Raw genomic sequence first — 17432 nt, 5'->3', positions numbered from 1 at the left:
CGCGACGACGTAATAGGTATCCTGCAGCACGCGATCGACGCCGGCGTTCGCCAGAACCACGCCGGTGACGCCGCCGACCGTGAACAGGAAGATGAAGCCGACCGCCCACAGCATGGGCGCGCGGAACTCGATCGAACCGCCCCACATGGTCGCGATCCAGGAGAAGATCTTCACGCCCGTCGGCACCGCGATCACCATGGTCGCGGCGACGAAGTAGGCCTGGGCAGCGCTCGACATGCCGACCGTGTACATGTGGTGCGCCCATACCACGAAGCCGATGCCGCCGATCGCTACCATCGCGTAGGCCATGCCGAGATAGCCGAACACCGGCTTGCGCGAGAAGGTCGAGACGATCTGACTGATCATTCCGAAGCCCGGCAGGATCAGGATGTAGACTTCGGGGTGACCGAAGAACCAGAACAGGTGCTGGAACAGCACCGGATCGCCGCCACCGTCGGCCGAGAAAAAGGTCGTGCCGAAATTGCGGTCGGTGAGCAGCATGGTGATCGCACCCGCAAGCACCGGCAGCGACAACAGCAGCAGGAACACCGTCACCAGGATCGACCACACGAATAGCGGCATCTTGTGCCGCGTCATGCCGGGGGCGCGCATGTTGAAGATCGGGGTGATGAAGTTGATCGATCCGAGAATCGACGAGGCGCCGGCGAGATGCAGCGACAGGATCGCGAAGTCGACAGCCGGCCCCGGATGACCCGAGGTCGACAGCGGCGCATAGATCGTCCAGCCGGCTGCAACGCCGTTGTTGCCCGGCTCACCCTCGACGAAGGTCGACATCAACAACAGCGCGAAGGAGGCCGGCAACAGCCAGAACGAGATGTTGTTCATGCGCGGGAACGCCATGTCGGGCGCGCCGATCATCAGCGGCACCAGCCAGTTGCCGAAGCCGCCGATCATCGCGGGCATGACCATGAAGAAGATCATGATGAGGCCGTGGGAGGTCACGAATACATTGTATGTGTTCGCGCCGAATACCTGCACGCCGGGATACATCAGCTCGGCGCGGACCGCGATCGACATCGCGGCACCGATAACTCCGGCGATGACGGCAAACACCAGGTACATCGTGCCGATGTCCTTGTGATTGGTCGAGTAGAGCCAGCGTCGCCACCCGGTCGGGTGGTCGTGCGCATGGTCGTCATGGACGTGATCGGTGGAAATCGAAGCGCTCGTTGCCATTGCCTTTACATCCTGCCTTGCAGTCCCGGCGGGCCTTGCGAGCCCGCCCTTGTCCCGTTTGCGCGCAAGCCCTGCGGGCTTACTGCGCGGCGCCCGCGGCGGAGGCGAAGGTGGTGTTCGCGCCGCCGCTCGCATATTTCTTCTTGGCCTCTTCAACCCAGGAGGCGAAATCCTGGTCGCTCACCACGCGCACCGCGATCGGCATGAACGCATGGTCCTTGCCGCACAGCTCCGAGCACTGGCCGTAGTACATGCCGACCTTGGTGGCCTTGAACCACGTTTCGTTCAGACGGCCCGGAATGGCGTCGATCTTGATGCCGAAGGAGGGCACCGCGAACGAATGGATGACGTCGGCGCCGGTGGTCTGGACCCGAATCACCTTGTTGACCGGCACCACCATCTCGTTGTCGACGCCGAGCAGCCGCGGCTGCTTGTCCTGCGCCATCAGCGAATCGAACTCGAACTTGCCGTTATCGGGATAGGCGTAGCTCCAGTACCACTGCTTGCCGGTCGCCTTGATGGTCAGGTCCGCCTTCGGCACGTCGAGCTCGAGGAACAGGAGCCGGAACGAGGGCACCGCGATGGCGACGAGGATCAGCACCGGGACCAGCGTCCACATGACTTCGATCAGCGTGTTGTGCGTGGTCCGCGAGGGCACCGGATTGGCTCTCGCGTTGAACTTCACCACGACGACGACGAGCAGCGCCAGAACGAACAGCGTGATAACGGTGATAATGACCAACAGGAAATTGTGGAACCAGACGATGTTGTCCATCACCGGCGAGCCGGATTGCTGGAGCTGGTATTCCCACGGTGCCGGTTGTCCCAATTCGGCAAAGGCCGCACCGCTCGCTGCCAGTGCTGCGCCGGCTACCGCCAACCCCAGCAACCGCCGACCCATCGACATCTTCATGCCGCTTCCGCTCCCTTCACATTCGACCCCAGCGCATTCCGCTCTTTGTTCAGAATGCTTATGCGACCCACTTTCAATCAAAGCGCGTGGGTGGTAATTTAGTGCCCAAGCCGCTCCGCTGAACAGGAAATTTTACCTCTCAAATCACACTTCTTGATCCATCGCAATGCGCTCTTGATCCACCTGTGATCGGCGTAGTGATCTACCCTCCTCTAATACCGCGGCGTGGTGGATAAGCGGTCGGACCGGGATAGCGGACCTGCCTCCGGAGCCGCTTGACAGCGGCAGTGCCCGATGTAGGCAAAGGCCGCCCGGTGCTGCAGGAACCCTGATTCGTTAGGGCGTAAACGGCCAGGTCGGCGTGGGAAGTGGTTGCAAATCGCCTTCAAGACGCCGTCATTTCCGTGTCAGACGCTCGTTGCGGTCAGCCAAGCGCCAAATTTGAGGAATCAACCGGATGAGGCCTTCGACACTCAGGGCCAAAGCCACGACCGGCCTCACCCTGCTCGGCGGGCTGATGGGGATTCTCGCGCTGGCCCTACCCGGTGAGACCCACGCACAGGGCGCGGTACGCTCGGTGCACGGCGATTGGCAGATCCGCTGCGACACCCCGCCCGGCGCACGCAGCGAGCAATGCGCCCTGATCCAGAGCGTCGTGGCGGAGGACCGCTCCAATGCCGGCCTCACCGTGATCGTGCTGAAGACTGCCGACCAGAAGAGCCGGCTGATGCGGGTGGTGGCCCCGCTCGGCGTGCTGCTGCCGTCAGGCCTCGGCCTCAAGCTCGACAACCAGGACGTCGGCCGCGCCGGCTTCGTCCGCTGCCTGCCCAACGGCTGCGTTGCCGAAGTGGTGATGGACGACAAGCTGCTCGGGCAACTGCGCAGCGCCAAGACCGCAACGTTCATCATCTTCGAGACCCCAGAAGAAGGCATCGGGTTCCCTCTCAGTCTGAACGGACTCGGCGAAGGCTACGACAAGCTGCCGTAAGGGCTTTTGCGTCGCTCAGGACGAGCAAAACCGCTTTGCGCATCACCGTCGCTCCGCAGATTGACGACGCCTCACGCCCGGTTGGGCTTGAGCCGCCTCCGCGGAGCTTGACTGCAGCAACGGCAGCCAGGACCACACGGTTTTGCCGTACGCATTTGCGCCGTTCGTCCTGCGCGCCGCGGACCACTCACGGAAAACCGCCCTGTGGTACACGTTCGCGCCGACGCAACCCGCGTCCACCGCATCCCAGCCCGCGTTTCGTGACGATCGCGATACGCCCCTCGTACCGGGTGAGACGGGCGACCTATACGCCAAATCCGAATTCTGGAAAAGCGAAATATTTTTGCCGCGGGGGCTTGACAGCTTTCTGCAGTGATTTGCCTGTCTCAGGCAAAATGCGAGGCGCACTGTGCATCGCTCGGACGCGCCTCAAAGAAGACCAAATATCGCCGTTCCTGCACGACGATGTCGTGGGCGCGGCTGGAGGCCATCGCTGAGCCCGGAACAACATCGATCATTGCGTTTCGGTAATGTAATTGATCGCCTCTCGCCGAACGATCAGGAAGCAATTATCTTGGAAGATCCAGCCATCCGATTACGGACCGATCCATGACCAGTCCCGCTACGACCTCCCTGCTCGACCGCGCCAATCTCGATCGCGACAAGGTCCGCGACCAGGTGGCGCGTGGGCTCCTGGGTGCCGATGACGGCGAATTGTTCCTCGAATACAGCCAGACCGAAGCGCTGATGTTCGACAACGGCCGGCTGAAGCAGGCGACCTACGACACCTCGCAGGGTTTCGGCCTGCGCGCGGTGAAGGACGACGCGGTCGGATATGCGCATTCCTCCGACGTATCGCTGCCGGCACTGATTCGCGCGGCGGACGCGGTTGCCGCGGTGCGCGGCGGCTATTCGGGATCGTTGGCGGCCCCGCCTCCGCACACCAATGTGCGGCTCTATGGCGACGAAAATCCGCTGGATGCGCCTGGCTTCGAGGCCAAGGTGAAGCTGCTCGCCGAGATCGACGCGTATTTGCGCGACAAGGATCCGCGGGTGCGACAGGTCAGCGTCAGCCTGGGCGCGACCTGGCAGGTGGTGGAGATCCTGCGTCCTGACGGCGAGAGCTACCGCGACATTCGCCCTCTCGTGCGCGTCAACGTGTCGGTGGTTGCCGGCCAGGGCGATCGCCAGGAGAGCGGCAGCAAGGGCTATGGCGGCCGCGAGGGCTATGTCCGTTTCATCGAAACCAACGCGTGGCGCGAGGCTGCCGACGGCGCCCTGCGCGAGGCGCTGGTCAACCTGGAATCCGTACCCGCACCCGCCGGCGAAATGGACGTCGTGCTGGGCGCGGGCTGGCCCGGCGTCATGCTGCACGAAGCGGTCGGCCACGGGCTGGAAGGCGATTTCAACCGCAAGAAGACCTCGGCGTTTGCCGGCCTGATGGGCCAGCAGGTCGCCGCCAAGGGCGTTACCGTCGTCGACGACGGCACCATGGCCTCGCGGCGCGGATCGCTCACCATCGATGATGAAGGCACGCCGACCAGCCGGACCGTGCTGATCGAGGACGGCATCCTGGTCGGCTACATGCAGGATCGACAGAATGCGCGCCTGATGAACATGAAGCCGACCGGCAACGGCCGCCGCCAGGGCTATGCCCATGCGCCGATGCCGCGCATGACCAACACCTACATGCTCGCGGGAAATCGCGATCCGGCGGAGATCATCGCCTCGGTCAAGAACGGCGTCTACGCCGCCAACTTCGGCGGTGGGCAGGTCGACATCACCTCCGGCAAGTACGTGTTCCAGTGCACCGAGGCGTATCGAATCGAGAACGGCAAGCTCGGCGCGCCGCTGAAGGGCGCGATGCTGATCGGCAACGGCCCGACGGACCTTCACCGCATCACCATGATCGGCAATGACCTGACGCTTGATACCGGTATCGGCACCTGCGGCAAGAACGGTCAGGGCGTTCCGGTCGGCGTGGGCCAGCCGACGCTGCGGATGGAGCGCATTACCGTGGGAGGAACTGGCGCATGAGCCTGGAGAAGTTGGCCCCCATCAAGAGCAGCAGCAAGCCCACCACCTGGCGCGGGCAGGCGGTGCAGCTTGCCGGCGTCGTCGCTCTGGTGTTCCTGGCGAAGGGAGCGCTCGCCGAGCCGTTCTACGTACCCTCCGGCTCGATGGAGCCGACGCTGATGATCGGCGACGCCCTGCTCGCCTCGAAATTCCCTTACGGCTACGGCACCTCCTCGCTGCCGATCCAGATCAACCTGCCGGAAACCGGTCGCGTGTTGGGTGAGACGCCGAAGCTCGGCGACGTCGTCGTCTTCCGCTGGACCGGCGACCGGTCGCAGGCCTGGGTCAAGCGCGTGGTCGGGCTGCCCGGCGACCGCATCCAGATGCGCCAGGGCCAGCTCTTCATCAATGACCGCGCGGCTGGATTGAAGCCGGACGGACTCGGCGAAGCCGAAGACGACAATGGCGGCAGCCAGCCGGCCCATCGCTATGTCGAAACCCTGCCCAATGGCGTCTCGCACCTGATCTTCAAGATGCGCGACAACGGACCGCTCGACAACACGCCGGAGGTGACCGTGCCGCCCGGCATGCTGTTCGTGCTCGGCGACAACCGCGACAACTCCGCCGACAGCCGCGTGCCCGTGCGGGCCGGCGGCGTCGGGCTGCTGCCGATCGACAACCTGGTCGGACGCGCCGATGCCGTGCTCGGCTCCTGGGATCTCGCCATGCGCCACCAGCCGCTGTGGACCTGGCCCTCCGGCTTCCGTCTCGCGCGCTTCTTCACCGCCATCCGCTAGTTGATCGAGCATGATCTGCGCGCCGGAAGGCGCTGCGGCCGGAGATCACGGTGCTGCCAGCGGACAACATTCCGTGTCGTCATCGCGAGGAGCGCAAGCGACGAAGCGATCACCGCGAATACATATCCTGGATTGCTTCGCTTCGCTCGCAATGACGGTTTTCGCGCGCGACAATGGACGGCGTGACGTGATTCGTCACCTCACCACGCCGGAGGTGAATCCGGCCTTGCGCCGCGGCGGCTTGATTTCCTTCTTGAGGAAGCAACGCGCTTCCCGGCCGGCATAGCCTGCCCTTGCATAGGTGAAGGCGCGGCATTTGTTGTCGGCGGTGCAGGCCGCCTTGCAGGCCTCGTCGGCGTCGCCGTTCTTCAGCTCGAAATTGCGGTAGTCGCCGCCGGGGCGATCGATCGAATTCTCAACGCCTGCGACCTGCGGCTCGAGCACGCCGGCGCCGCGTACGCCGGATATGCAGCAGCTCTCCGGCACCCGCGGCGGCACGGTGTTCTTCAGCCAGCACAGCGCCGTGCCACCCGCGACATCGGGATAGTTGAAGCTCCACGACCGGCAGCGCCGGTCGCGCTCGCACAAAAGAGCGCAATCTTCCGGATCGCCGGAGGCGAGCGGCGTGCTCAGATAATCGCCGCCCGGACGATCAAACGCGGTCTGGGCGAGAGCCGGCTGGATCGAAAGAACGAACGCCAGCACGGCGAGCGATACCAAACAGGCCCCGAACAGGCGGCCTCTTTCCATTCCAATCAGCTTTCCAGTTATTGAATGCGTTGAGATTTTTTGCGATCGGCCATTTGAAAGCCGCAAACCTGTACGGCTGATGAACGGCCCAGGTCCTTTCGACAGAGGGATGCTTTTGGGCTACCGAATTGAACCGCCGGCGCGCTTTACGGTTCTCATCGAGAACGAATTCCACGCGAACGCTTCGCGCTTGTCGTTTGCAAGACCCGCCAAATCTGCGCTGGCGTGGCGCGTCCGGATCACGCCGATTTTGGTTGAGCATGACCTTTCCGGAAAACCGGTACCGGGTTTTCCGGATCAATCTCTAGAACGCATATTCGTCGTAGGCCGGCTCCACGGACCCATGCCAGGGGCCGCCATACTTCTCCAGCAGCTCCTCCGCCGGCGTGCGGCCGGAATCGATGATGCGGTCCAGCGGCTCCAGATAGTGGGTTTCGTCGCGCCCGAAATGATCGATGCGTCCACGACGACGCAGGCCGGCATGCGCCAGAATCAGGCATTCCTTGGCAATCTCAAACACGTAGCGGTCGCGAATTTTCGCCTTGAAGCCCAGGCGCGGCACATCGTCGCGGAGCGACTGCCGCTCAACCGCCGTCCAGTTCTTGACGAGGTCCCAGGCGGCATCGAGGCTCGTATCGTCATACAAGAGCCCGACCCACAACGCCGGGAGCGCCGGCAACCGGCCCCACGGAGCGCCGTCCGCGCCGCGCATCTCCAGATAGCGCTTCAGCCGCACCTCGGGAAAGATGGTCGAAAGATGGTTGGCCCAGTCCGACAGGGTCGGACGTTCGCCCGGCAGCGCGGGGTGCCTGCCCTCAAACAGATCGCGGAAGGAGGAGCCCGCGACATCGATGTAATCATCGCCGCGCTTGATGAAGTACATCGGCACGTCGAGCGCGTAGTCGACCCAGCGCTCGAATCCCATGCCGTCCTCGAACGCCCACGGCAGCATGCCGGCGCGCGCGTTGTCGGTGTCGCGCCAGATCTCCGAGCGGAACGACAGGAGGCCGTTCGGCTTGCCTTCGGTGAACGGCGAATTGGCGAACAAAGCGGTCGCGATCGGCTGCAGCGCGAGCGACACCCTGAGCTTCTTGACCATGTCGGCTTCGGAAGAGAAGTCGAGATTGGTCTGCACGGTGCAGGTCCGGTACATCATGTCGATGCCGTACTTGCCGACCTTCGGCATGTAGGCGGTCATGATCTTGTAGCGGCCCTTCGGCATCACCGGGATCTGCGCCCGCGACCATGACGGAGTCATGCCGAGACCGAGAAAGCCGATCCCCAGGGGCGTTGCGACCTCGCGCACCTGTGCGATGTGCGCCATCAGTTCGCTCTGGGTCTGGTGCACGTTCTCCACCGGCGCGCCGGACAGTTCGAACTGCCCGCCAGGCTCCAGCGAGATCGCCCCGCCGCCGGTCACGTCGTAAAGGCCGATGATGTTGCCGCGCTCCATGATCGGCTCCCAGCCGAGAAGGAGCTGCATGCCCTCCAGCAGCGCGCCGATGCCGCGGGCGCCCTCGTACGGGACGGGCTGATGCCCCTGCAGGGTGAACGGGGTCTTTTCGTGCTCTGTACCGATGCGGAATTCGGACGGCGGCTTGCTACCCGCCTCGAACCACGCGACGAGTTCGTCGCGCGATTGCAAAGGCGTCATGTCGATCTGGTCTCGCGCCATGCTAGTCCCGAATCCAAAGCGCTACGACCGAACGCGCGCGGTGACGATGATGTCCGCGAACCGCTCGGCGCGCGGACGTGAGTGGTGGAAACGCTGTCATCGCGCCGGCGCGCTTTCGCTCAAAGCCGGTGAGCGTGCATCGCCGCAGGAGCACCCGAGCCGGTCGAGCAGGCCGCACAGCTTGACGGCGTCCCCATCGGACAGCTTCGAGCCGACGTACTTTTCGATCGCGGCGGAATAGGCGCTCCACATCCGCTTCTGCAGATCGCGGCCGGCCTCGGTGATCTCGACGAACTGGCCGCGCTTGTCGATCTTGCATTCCCTGCGCACGGCCAGCCCCTCCTCCACGAGACGGTCGATCAGCCGCGACGTCGAATATTGCGGGATCAGCATCTGCCGTTCCAGCTCCACCGGGCGCAATTCGCCCGATGGGGCGCGCGACAGTTCGAGCAGCGCGTCATACCAGGCAAGCGGCGGGAAGCCAGCCCTCTTCAGGTCCTGCTCGACCGCATCCAGCACCCGGCTCTGAACCCGCATCAGGCGGATCCAGGCGGCGGTTGCCTCGGTCGATGGTTTGCGTTTCATGGTCCGGCTCACGTTGTGGTTCAGTCTACCGCACTCGATGCAGCTGCATCAATCTTGACTATTTCATGCAGATGCATTTAGTCATTCATTCGCCGCTTTTCATCGTTTTCCAGGAGGAAATTCCATGAAGCTTTATTACTCGCCCGGCGCCTGCTCGCTTTCCCCCCATATCGCGCTGCTCGAAGCGGGCCTGCCCTACGAGCTCGTCAAGGTCGACCTTCGCGCCAAGAAGCTGGAGAACGGCGATGACTACCTCCAAATCAACCCCAAGGGGCAGGTACCCGCGCTCCGTCTCGACAGCGGCGAGATGGTTACCGAAGGGCCCGTCATTGTCCAGATGATCGCCGACAAGGCGGCGGACAAGAATCTCGCCCCGGCCCGCGACAGCGCCGAACGCTACAAGCTTCTGGAGTGGCTCAACTTCATCACCTCGGAGCTGCACAAGAACTTCGGACCGATGTTCTCGCCCGTGCTGTCGGACGACGCCAAGGCGTTCTTCAAGGACCGGGTCATGGCCAAGCTCAAATATATCGACAGCCAGCTTGCCGGCCGCGACTATCTGATGGGCAAGCAGTTCACCGTCGCCGACGGCTACCTGTTCACGATCCTGACGTGGGCCGAACGGATGAAGTTCGACCTCTCCGCGATGCCGAACCTGCTCGCCTACAAGGCGCGCGTCGCCGCGCGACCGAAGGTGCAGGAGGCGCTGAAGAAGGAAGGTCTCGCCCAGGCGGCGTGAGCTTCCGCCGAGCGGTGCGAAGCGAAAGGCCGGCGGGATCGTCCGGCCTTTCTATCTAAAGTTCCTTATACGTTTGACTTTCAAGTTCCAGCGAACGACCGTAGCCGCTTCGGATCTGGTCCGACCCCTCAGACCACCAACACCGGCTTGTCCGGGCTCAAACTCAACTGATCACGCCACAATCGCGTTGGACCTGCCTTCGGGTCAATGCCGCTCGATCCATTTGCGCCAATGCGTCGGCTGAACGGCGAACAGCTTCTTGTTTGAAGCATCGGCCCATTCGTCTCCCCTCTTGTAGCAGGGGTACTCGAGCGCACGCACCATCCCGTTATAGTCCATCACACAGATCTCGAGCTCTCCCTCGTCAGGCGCAATCGAAACCGACAACCACTCTGCGGGCGACGAATGAACAGGCGTCATATCAGCACTCCCTAACCGAAGCGCGTCCCTAAGGGATCTTAGTACAACAAAGTTCGGGACTTTGTCAGCAGCATCACAAACTCCAATGTGAAATCGGGCAAGTCGATTTCGGCTCGAACCCGATGATGCGGCAGATCGGCGTCGATCGCGCCGAGAAAGGTCAACGTGCTTGTCCAAGCGTGATCTCGTCCGCGCGCTTCTTCTAGCTCAAGCTTGGAAAGTCAGCTTGCTCTGGACCAACCTGGGCGCCCGGTTTGCTCGGCCAGGGAACTCTCCTCCGAAATCCCGCTGCGCGCGTTGACGGCGCCATGCCTCGACCAGACGCGCTGCCCGCATGGCCGCGGGGGCGAAGGTGCAGCATTCCTATATTCCCTCCCCACTTGCGGAGGAGGGTTAGGCAAGGGCAGCCCCAAGCACCGAACTTGCGGGGCTACCTCCCTCTCCAGCTCTCCCCCGCAAGGGGTGAGAGGGCAGTAGCGAGCAAGCGGCAACGCCGGCGCTCAACTTGCGCGCAGACTTCACGCCGCCGCGGACTTCTTCGGCGCGAAGCGGCCGTAGAAGGTCTCGCCCTTCGCCGCCATCTCCTCCAGGAGCTTCGGGGGCGTGAAGCGCGAGCCGTACTTGGCCTCCAACTTGTGGCACAGATCGACGAACTTCTTCGTGCCCATGAAGTCGATGTAGGACAGCGTGCCGCCGGTGAACGGCGCAAAGCCGAAGCCGAGAATCGAGCCGACATCGGCCTCGCGCGGATCGGTGATCACGTGATCTTCCACCGTGCGTGCGGCTTCCACCGCCTGCACCACCAGGAAGCGCTGCTTGAGTTCCTCGACATCGAGCGTATCGGGATCGAGGTGCTTGGGCTGCAGTTCGGAAAGCCCCGGCCACAGGCTCTTCTGGCCCTTGCCCTTCTCCGGATAGTCATAAAAGCCCTTGCGGTTCTTCCGGCCGAGGCGGTCGCGCTTTTCGACCATCTCCATCATCAGCTTCTTTTGATCCTGGTTGATGGCGTTGGGTCCGAGATCGGCCTCGGTGGCCCTCATGATCTTCAGGCCGAGGTCAAGCGCGACCTCGTCGGACAGCGACAGCGGCCCGACCGGCATGCCGGCCATCTTGGCGCAGTTCTCGATCATTGCCGGCGGCACGCCTTCGAGGAACATCTCGTTGCCTTCGGCAACGTAGCGCCCCACGCACCGATTGGCGAAGAAGCCGCGGGAGTCATTGACCACGATCGGCGTCTTGCCGATCGTGCGCACGTAGTCGAGCGCGGTCGCCAGCGCGACATCACCGCTGTTCTTGCCCACGATGATCTCGACCAGCATCATCTTCTCGACCGGCGAGAAGAAATGGATGCCTATGAACCTGCCCTGGTCGCCGAACCCCTCGGCGAGCGAGGTGATCGGCAGGGTCGAGGTGTTGGAGGCGAAGATCACGTCCGGTTTGAGATGCGCTTGCGCCTTCGCGTAGGTCTCCGCCTTGACCTTGCGGTCCTCGAACACGGCCTCGATGACGAGGTCGCAATCCTTCAGCACGGCATAGTCGGCGGTCGCGGTGATGCGCGACAGCAGCGCGTCGCGATCCGCGGGCTTGGCGCGGCCCTTGGCGATCTGCTCCTCGATCACCTTCTGGGCGTGCGCCTTGCCCTTGTCGGCGCTTTCCTGGTCGCGGTCGATCAGCACGACATCGAGACCGGCGCGGGCCGAGACATAGCCGACGCTGGCGCCCATGAAGCCGGCGCCGATCACGGCGAGCTTCCTGACCTTGGTCGGCGGCACGTTTGGCGGGCGCCGCGCGCCCTTGTTCAGTTCCTGCATCGACAGGAACAGGCTGCGGATCATCGCCGCCGCTTCCTTCGAACGCAGCACCTGGGTGAAGTAACGCGACTCCACGCGCAGCGCGGCGTCGATCGGCAGCTGCAGGCCCTCATAGACGCAGCTCATGATGGCGCGCGCCGCCGGGTAGTTGTCGTAGGTCTCGCGGCGGTAGATGGCGTTGCCGGCCGGGAACATCATCATGCCGGCTTTGGAGAACACCGGGCCGCCGGGCAGCTTGAAATTCTTCTCGTCCCACGGCGCAACCGGCTTGCCGCCGCTCTTGATCCAGTCCTTCGCCGCCTTGATCAGGTCGTCTTTCGGGACGATGGCGTGAATGAGATTGAGCGCCTTGGCCCTGTCCAGCGGCAGGGCATCGCCCTTGAGCAGGATCTGCATCGCGTCCTGCGGCGGAACGAGACGCGGCACGCGCTGGGTGCCGCCGGCGCCGGGGAACAGACCGACCTTGACCTCGGGCAGACCCAGCCGGGTCTTGGGATTTTCGGCCGCGACGCGGTAGTGGCAGCACAGGGTGATCTCGAAGCCGCCGCCGAGCGCCAGCCCGTTGATCGCGGCCACCCACGGCTTGCCCGAGGTCTCGATCGAACGAAGCACCAGCGAAAAACGCCGGCTCTGCTCGAACAGCATCTGGTTGGCGGCGATCTCGCCCTTTTCCTTGAATACCTGGGCGTAGGCCTGGTTCATGCCCTCAAGCATCGACAGGTCGGCGCCGGCACAGAACGCTTCCTTGCTGGAGGTGATGACGACGCCCTTCACCGCAGCATCCGCCGTGGTCTGTTTCACGATCGCCTCGAGTTCGTTGGTCGAGGTCTCGTCCAGGACGTTCATCGACCGGCCGGGAATGTCCCAGGTAACAAGCACGATGCCGTCGGCGTCGGTTTCGACTTTGAAATTCTTGAAAGCCATGTGGTGCTCCCTCAGTGCCGGCAGCCATGGTCGGCGCGGCGGTTGACTGTGATCTTGTAGGGTGGGTTAGCGAAGCGTAACCCACCACTTCTTTGCCGTGGCACGGTGGGTTACGCCTTCGGCTAACCCACCCTACGGCGATTAAACCCGCTCGATGATCGTCGCGGTGCCCATTCCGCCGCCGATGCACAGCGTCACCAGCGCGGTCGACTTGTTGGTCCGCTCCAATTCGTCCAGCACCGTGCCCAAAATCATGGCACCTGTCGCGCCCAGGGGATGGCCGAGCGCAATGGCGCCGCCGTTGACGTTGATCTTCGAGCTGTCGATCTCGAACGCCTGCATGTAGCGCAGCACGACCGAGGCAAAGGCCTCGTTCAGTTCGAACAGGTCGATATCCGACTTCTTCATGCCCGAGCGCTCGAACAGCTTGTTGGTCACGTCGACCGGACCGGTGAGCATGATGGCCGGCTCCGAGCCGATGTTGGCAAAGGCTCGGATTTTCGCGCGCGCCTTCAGCCCGTGTTTCTGGCCGGCCTCCTTGCTGCCGAGCAGGACGGCGCCGGCGCCGTCGACGATGCCGGACGAATTGCCGGCGTGGTGCACGTAGTTGATGCGCTCGACTTCCGGATGCGACTGCATCGCCACCGCGTCAAAGCCGCCCATGGCCGCCATGGTGACGAAGGACGGCTGCAATTGCGCGAGCGTCTGCATGGTCGTCGAGGGGCGCATGTGCTCGTCCTTGGCGAGGATGGTGAGGCCGTTGACGTCCTTCACCGGCACCACCGACTTGTCGAAGCGACCCTCGTCCCAGGCCTTGGCCGCGCGCTGCTGGCTCTGCACCGCGTAGGCGTCGACGTCGTCGCGGGAGAAGCCGTATTTGGTCGCGATCAGGTCGGCGGAAACACCCTGCGGCATGAAATAGGCCGGAACCGCCATCGAGGGGTCCATCGGCCAGGCACCGCCGGAGGCGCCCAGCCCGATACGGCTCATGGACTCGGCACCGCCGCCGATCACGAGTTCGTGCTGGCCGCTCATGATCTGGGCCGCGGCGAAGTTCACCGCATCGAGCCCTGAGGCACAGAACCGGCTGATCTGCACCCCCGGCACCGACTGGCCGAGCCCGGCCTTCAGCGCCGCGAAACGCGCGATGTCGGAGCCGGCTTCGCCGACCGGATCGACCACGCCGAGGATGACGTCGTCCACCGAGCCCTCGGGCAGGTTGTTGCGCTCCTTCAGCGCCTTGAGAGGCACCGAGGCGAGCGCAAGCGCCGTGACCTCGTGCAGTGAGCCGTCGGACTTGCCACGGCCGCGCGGGGTGCGAACGTGATCGTAGATATATGCCTCAGGCATGATGCCCTCCTCGTATGACGATCGTAATCTGATAGCGGATCGAGCTAGGCGGCGGAAAAGGCCCTCAGAAGGCCTCCGCCGGCAGTTCCATGGTGGTGGCGCAACCGGTCTGGATACGCGAAAGGTGCAGCGCGGTCTCCGGCAGCATGCGTTCCATGAAGAAGCGGCCGGTCACGAGCTTGGTCGACAAATAGGGGGTGCTGCCGCCGGCGGCAATCTTGCCCAGCGTCACCTTGGCCATGCGCGCCCACATGTAGCCGAGCGCGACCGAGCCGAACAGATGCATGTAATCGGTCGCGGCGGCGCCGGCGTTGTCCGGCTTCATCATCGCGTTCTGCATCAGCCAGGTGGTGGCCTGCTGCAGGTGACCGAGTGCGGTCGAGAGCGGCGCCACATAAGGCTTCATGGCTTGATCGCCGCCATTCTCCTTGGCAAAGCCCATGACTTCGCCGAAGAACGCCATCACCGCGCGGCCGCCGTCACGCGGCAGCTTGCGGCCGACGAGGTCGAGCGCCTGGATGCCGTTGGCTCCCTCGTAGATCATGGCGATGCGGGCATCGCGCACGAACTGCTCCATGCCGTGCTCGGCGATATAGCCGTGCCCGCCATACATCTGCTGCGCCTGCACGGCGTTGGCAAAGCCGACCTCGGTCAGAAGCCCCTTCAGCACCGGCGTCATCAAGCCCATGTGATCGTCGGCCTCCTGGCGGTCCTTGGGATCGCTCGAGCGATGGGCGACGTCGCTCTTGAGCGCGGTCCAGACCACGAGCGCGCGCGCCGCCTCATTGAAGGCGCGGATGGTGAGCAGGGTACGGCGCACGTCGGGATGGACGATGATGGGATCGGCGGCCTTGTCCGGCGCCTTCGCCCCGGTCAACGAACGGCCCTGCAGGCGCTCGCGCGCATAGGCCACGGCGTTCTGATAGGCCACCTCGGACTGCGCGAGACCCTGGACGGCAACGCCGAGCCGGGCCTCGTTCATCATCACGAACATGGCCTGCATGCCCTTGTTTTCCTGGCCGATCAGCCAGCCGGTGGCATTGTCGTAGTTCATCACGCAGGTGGAATTGCCGTGGATGCCCATCTTGTGCTCGATCGATCCGCAGGCGACGCCGTTGCGCGCGCCCGGCGAGCCATCGGCATTGACCAGAAACTTCGGCACCACGAACAGCGAGATACCCTTGATGCCGGCCGGCGCTCCTTCGATCCGAGCGAGCACGAGATGGATGATGTTGTCCGCGAGGTCATGCTCGCCAGCGGAGATGAAGATCTTGGTGCCTGATATCTTGTAGCTGCCGTCCGCCTGCGGGACGGCCTTGGTGCGCAGCAGGCCGAGATCGGTGCCGCAGTGCGGCTCGGTCAGGTTCATGGTGCCGGTCCACTCGCCCGACACCATCTTGGGCACATAGGTCTTCTTCAGTTCGGGCGAGCCGTGCACGAGCAGGGCGGCGGTCGCTCCCATGGTCAGGCCGCCATACATCGAGAAGGCCATGTTGGCCGAGCACTGGAATTCGTTGACGGCCTGGCTCAGCGTGACCGGCAGGCCTTGTCCGCCATATTCGGTCGGGGCCGACAGGCCGAGCCAGCCGCCTTCGACCACCTGCTTGAAGGCTTCCTTGAATCCCTTGGGCGTGGTCACGCTGGCGTCGTCATTGCGCTTGCAGCCCTCGAGATCGCCGACGCGGTTCAGGGGCTGCAGCACCTCCTCGGAGAGCTTGGCCGCTTCGCCCAGGATCGCTTCGCGCACGTCGCTCGAAGCGTCGGAAAAACCGGGAAGATTATCGTAACGGTCGATCTGGAACACGTCGTTGAGCAGGAAGCTCACGTCTTCCACGGGGGCTTTATAGATCGGCATGGCGTTCTCCCGGCATGCGGCTTGGGTGGCGTTTAAGGGAAGATCGGCGGAGCGGCAATCGTTCAGTTGACCTTAGCCGTTCGGCCGTCCGGCAGCTATGATCGCAGCAACGCCGCAGTGTCGCGGCTGGCGTTCGCTTCAAGGCTTCGTGAGTTGAGGCTTGGCAAGTTGCTCGCCCATCAACCGATGCAGCAAATTGATCGCCTTCAGCGGGCGCACCATCACCTTGAAATGGGTGATCCGGCCATCGTCGTCGAAGGTGATGATGTCGACGCCGTTGAGCCTGACCCCGTCTATCTCGTTCTCGAATTCCAGCACCGCGCCCTTGTCGCTGCGCCATTCGCCGACATAGGTGAAGCCGGGCCCGCCCAGCACCTTCTCGGCGCTCGTCAGGTATTTGAAGGTAATGTCGCGGCCGCGTTGCGGCGTGTGCACGACCGGACTTTCGAACACGGCGTCAGGGTGGAGGAGATCCCACAGCGCGGCGCGGTCGTGGGATTTCATGTAGCCGTACCACCTGTCGAGACCAGTCTTGGTCAAGGGACGCCTCCTCTCGTCGCCAGCGCGCGGAGCCTGTCTTGGCGGCCCGGTCCAGCGCTCATATGCGCATTGACGCATATGCGCCGATATGCATAAAGTCAACCTCCCTGGCGAGTGGAGATGGATAATACGCCATGGCGCTCGGTGACGCGATCCTCGCATGCCTGACGGAACGTCCGATGACGGGCTATGAGCTCGCCAAGACGTTCGACTCGTCCATGGGCTTCTTCTGGAAGGCCGACCATCAGCAGATCTATCGCGAGCTGTCGCGGCTGCGCGAGCGCGGCTACATCCAGGGCCGCGAGGTGGTGCAGTCGGGCAAACCCAACAAGCTGGTCTACACGCTGACGGCGGAGGGCAGGTCGGCGCTGAGGCACTGGGCGGCCCGGCCCAGCAATCCGGCCCCGATCAAGGACGATCTGTTGGTGCGGTTCTATGCACTCGACAGCATCGACATCGAGCCGCTGCGCACCGACCTGATGGCGCGATTGGAGCACCATCGCGACCGCTACGAGCGCTACGAGCGCATCCTGAAGAAGCGATTCCCGGACAATACCGCCTCGCCTGCCGATCTCGGAAAACTGCTCACGCTTCGCCTCGGTCTTCGTCACGAGCGCATGGTGGTGGAGTGGTGCGAAGAGGCGATCGACGCCTTGTCCGCCATCACCAACCGTGCCGGCGTCGTGCCGCTCAACGAGCGCGATCGCAAGGGCGAGAGATGAGCGCTCGGTCCTGACCGGCTGGTTCTGGTTCGCGTGCCATGTACGCGGTCACCTCGCCCCGCAAGCGCGCGAGGGAGAACGGGCCAATTTCACTGCATCATCAACTTTATGCGCGGGGCCTGCCCTTCCTTAACCCGTTATTTACCGTAA

15 protein-coding genes are annotated in these 17432 nt (G+C 63.7%); 5 read left to right on the top strand and 10 right to left on the bottom strand.

Annotation, left to right across the window (positions count from 1 at the left end; translation table 11 throughout):
• Both HY852_RS22515 and coxB read right to left on the bottom strand, forming a co-directional pair.
• Positions 1-1197: cbb3-type cytochrome c oxidase subunit I (locus HY852_RS22515; RefSeq protein WP_291607096.1), on the bottom strand; the 1197-nt coding region annotated here is incomplete at its 3' end.
• A 79-nt stretch (positions 1198-1276) separates the two neighbouring features.
• Positions 1277-2110 (bottom strand): cytochrome c oxidase subunit II, encoded by an 834-nt coding sequence (coxB, locus tag HY852_RS22510; RefSeq protein WP_291607095.1) that lies wholly within the window; start codon positions 2108-2110, stop codon positions 1277-1279.
• 457 nt (positions 2111-2567) lie between these two features.
• Here coxB and HY852_RS22505 point away from each other — a divergent pair, with 457 nt between their 5' ends.
• From HY852_RS22505 to lepB, 3 genes are all read left to right on the top strand, one after another.
• Positions 2568-3098 carry an invasion associated locus B family protein gene (locus tag HY852_RS22505; RefSeq protein ID WP_291607094.1) on the top strand — a complete coding sequence of 177 codons (531 nt, stop codon included), beginning with the start codon at positions 2568-2570 and terminating at the stop codon, positions 3096-3098.
• Between the two features lie 609 nt (positions 3099-3707).
• Entirely contained in the window at positions 3708-5135 is a 1428-nt protein-coding gene (gene tldD, locus HY852_RS22500) for a metalloprotease TldD (RefSeq protein ID WP_291607093.1), read from the top strand.
• On the top strand, positions 5132-5911 hold the full coding sequence (gene lepB, locus HY852_RS22495; RefSeq protein WP_291607092.1) for a signal peptidase I: 780 nt from the start codon (positions 5132-5134) through the stop codon (positions 5909-5911). The genes tldD and lepB overlap by 4 nt, the downstream gene beginning before the upstream one ends.
• 195 nt (positions 5912-6106) lie before the next feature.
• Here the strand turns inward: lepB and HY852_RS22490 are convergent, their stop codons facing one another.
• From HY852_RS22490 to HY852_RS22480, 3 genes are all read right to left on the bottom strand, one after another.
• Positions 6107-6661: a PAN domain-containing protein gene (locus HY852_RS22490; protein ID WP_291607091.1), complete on the bottom strand. Its 555-nt coding sequence runs from the start codon at positions 6659-6661 to the stop codon at positions 6107-6109.
• Positions 6662-6965: 304 nt separating this feature from the next.
• Entirely contained in the window at positions 6966-8336 is a 1371-nt protein-coding gene (locus HY852_RS22485) for a glutamate--cysteine ligase (protein ID WP_291607090.1), read from the bottom strand.
• A 96-nt stretch (positions 8337-8432) separates the two neighbouring features.
• Positions 8433-8921 (bottom strand): MarR family winged helix-turn-helix transcriptional regulator, encoded by a 489-nt coding sequence (locus HY852_RS22480; protein WP_291607089.1) that lies wholly within the window; start codon positions 8919-8921, stop codon positions 8433-8435.
• Between the two features lie 124 nt (positions 8922-9045).
• On the opposite strand from HY852_RS22480, the gene gstA reads away from it, so the two are divergent.
• Positions 9046-9660, top strand: coding sequence for a glutathione transferase GstA (gene gstA / locus HY852_RS22475; RefSeq protein ID WP_291607088.1), 615 nt, complete (start codon positions 9046-9048; stop codon positions 9658-9660).
• A gap of 204 nt (positions 9661-9864) precedes the next feature.
• Here the strand turns inward: gstA and HY852_RS22470 are convergent, their stop codons facing one another.
• From HY852_RS22470 to HY852_RS22450, 5 genes are all read right to left on the bottom strand, one after another.
• A complete protein-coding gene (locus tag HY852_RS22470; RefSeq protein ID WP_291607087.1) occupies positions 9865-10080 on the bottom strand; it encodes a hypothetical protein in 216 nt (71 codons plus the stop codon).
• 518 nt (positions 10081-10598) lie between these two features.
• On the bottom strand, positions 10599-12815 hold the full coding sequence (locus tag HY852_RS22465; protein WP_291607086.1) for an FAD-dependent oxidoreductase: 2217 nt from the start codon (positions 12813-12815) through the stop codon (positions 10599-10601).
• Positions 12816-12956: 141 nt separating this feature from the next.
• Complete coding sequence (locus HY852_RS22460; RefSeq protein WP_291607085.1) at positions 12957-14165, bottom strand: acetyl-CoA C-acetyltransferase; 1209 nt, start codon at positions 14163-14165, stop codon at positions 12957-12959.
• 64 nt (positions 14166-14229) lie between these two features.
• Positions 14230-16020, bottom strand: a complete 1791-nt coding sequence (locus HY852_RS22455) for an acyl-CoA dehydrogenase C-terminal domain-containing protein (protein WP_291607084.1) — start codon at positions 16018-16020, stop codon at positions 14230-14232.
• Between the two features lie 138 nt (positions 16021-16158).
• A complete protein-coding gene (locus HY852_RS22450) occupies positions 16159-16560 on the bottom strand; it encodes a nuclear transport factor 2 family protein (RefSeq protein ID WP_291607083.1) in 402 nt (133 codons plus the stop codon).
• A gap of 134 nt (positions 16561-16694) precedes the next feature.
• Between HY852_RS22450 and HY852_RS22445 the strand changes: the two genes are divergently transcribed.
• A complete protein-coding gene (locus HY852_RS22445; protein ID WP_291607082.1) occupies positions 16695-17282 on the top strand; it encodes a PadR family transcriptional regulator in 588 nt (195 codons plus the stop codon).
• Positions 17283-17432 lie beyond the last annotated feature (150 nt).

This window comes from Bradyrhizobium sp., assembly GCF_016213215.1.
In the GTDB taxonomy this organism is placed as follows: domain Bacteria; phylum Pseudomonadota; class Alphaproteobacteria; order Rhizobiales; family Xanthobacteraceae; genus Bradyrhizobium.
The sequence above is the reverse complement of the archived record's forward strand: the minus strand, read 5'-3'. Positions and strand labels throughout refer to the sequence as shown.

Excerpts from the sequence above, each read along its gene's own strand:
- coxB (WP_291607095.1), bottom strand. The coding sequence starts at position 2,110 with ATGAAGATGTCGATGGGTCGGCGGTTGCTGGGGTTGGCGGTAGCCGGC.
- HY852_RS22505 (WP_291607094.1), top strand. The coding sequence starts at position 2,568 with ATGAGGCCTTCGACACTCAGGGCCAAAGCCACGACCGGCCTCACCCTG.
- tldD (WP_291607093.1), top strand. The coding sequence starts at position 3,708 with ATGACCAGTCCCGCTACGACCTCCCTGCTCGACCGCGCCAATCTCGAT.
- lepB (WP_291607092.1), top strand. The coding sequence starts at position 5,132 with ATGAGCCTGGAGAAGTTGGCCCCCATCAAGAGCAGCAGCAAGCCCACC.
- HY852_RS22490 (WP_291607091.1), bottom strand. The coding sequence starts at position 6,661 with ATGGAAAGAGGCCGCCTGTTCGGGGCCTGTTTGGTATCGCTCGCCGTG.
- HY852_RS22485 (WP_291607090.1), bottom strand. The coding sequence starts at position 8,336 with ATGGCGCGAGACCAGATCGACATGACGCCTTTGCAATCGCGCGACGAA.
- HY852_RS22480 (WP_291607089.1), bottom strand. The coding sequence starts at position 8,921 with ATGAAACGCAAACCATCGACCGAGGCAACCGCCGCCTGGATCCGCCTG.
- gstA (WP_291607088.1), top strand. The coding sequence starts at position 9,046 with ATGAAGCTTTATTACTCGCCCGGCGCCTGCTCGCTTTCCCCCCATATC.
- HY852_RS22470 (WP_291607087.1), bottom strand. The coding sequence starts at position 10,080 with ATGACGCCTGTTCATTCGTCGCCCGCAGAGTGGTTGTCGGTTTCGATT.
- HY852_RS22465 (WP_291607086.1), bottom strand. The coding sequence starts at position 12,815 with ATGGCTTTCAAGAATTTCAAAGTCGAAACCGACGCCGACGGCATCGTG.
- HY852_RS22460 (WP_291607085.1), bottom strand. The coding sequence starts at position 14,165 with ATGCCTGAGGCATATATCTACGATCACGTTCGCACCCCGCGCGGCCGT.
- HY852_RS22455 (WP_291607084.1), bottom strand. The coding sequence starts at position 16,020 with ATGCCGATCTATAAAGCCCCCGTGGAAGACGTGAGCTTCCTGCTCAAC.
- HY852_RS22445 (WP_291607082.1), top strand. The coding sequence starts at position 16,695 with ATGGCGCTCGGTGACGCGATCCTCGCATGCCTGACGGAACGTCCGATG.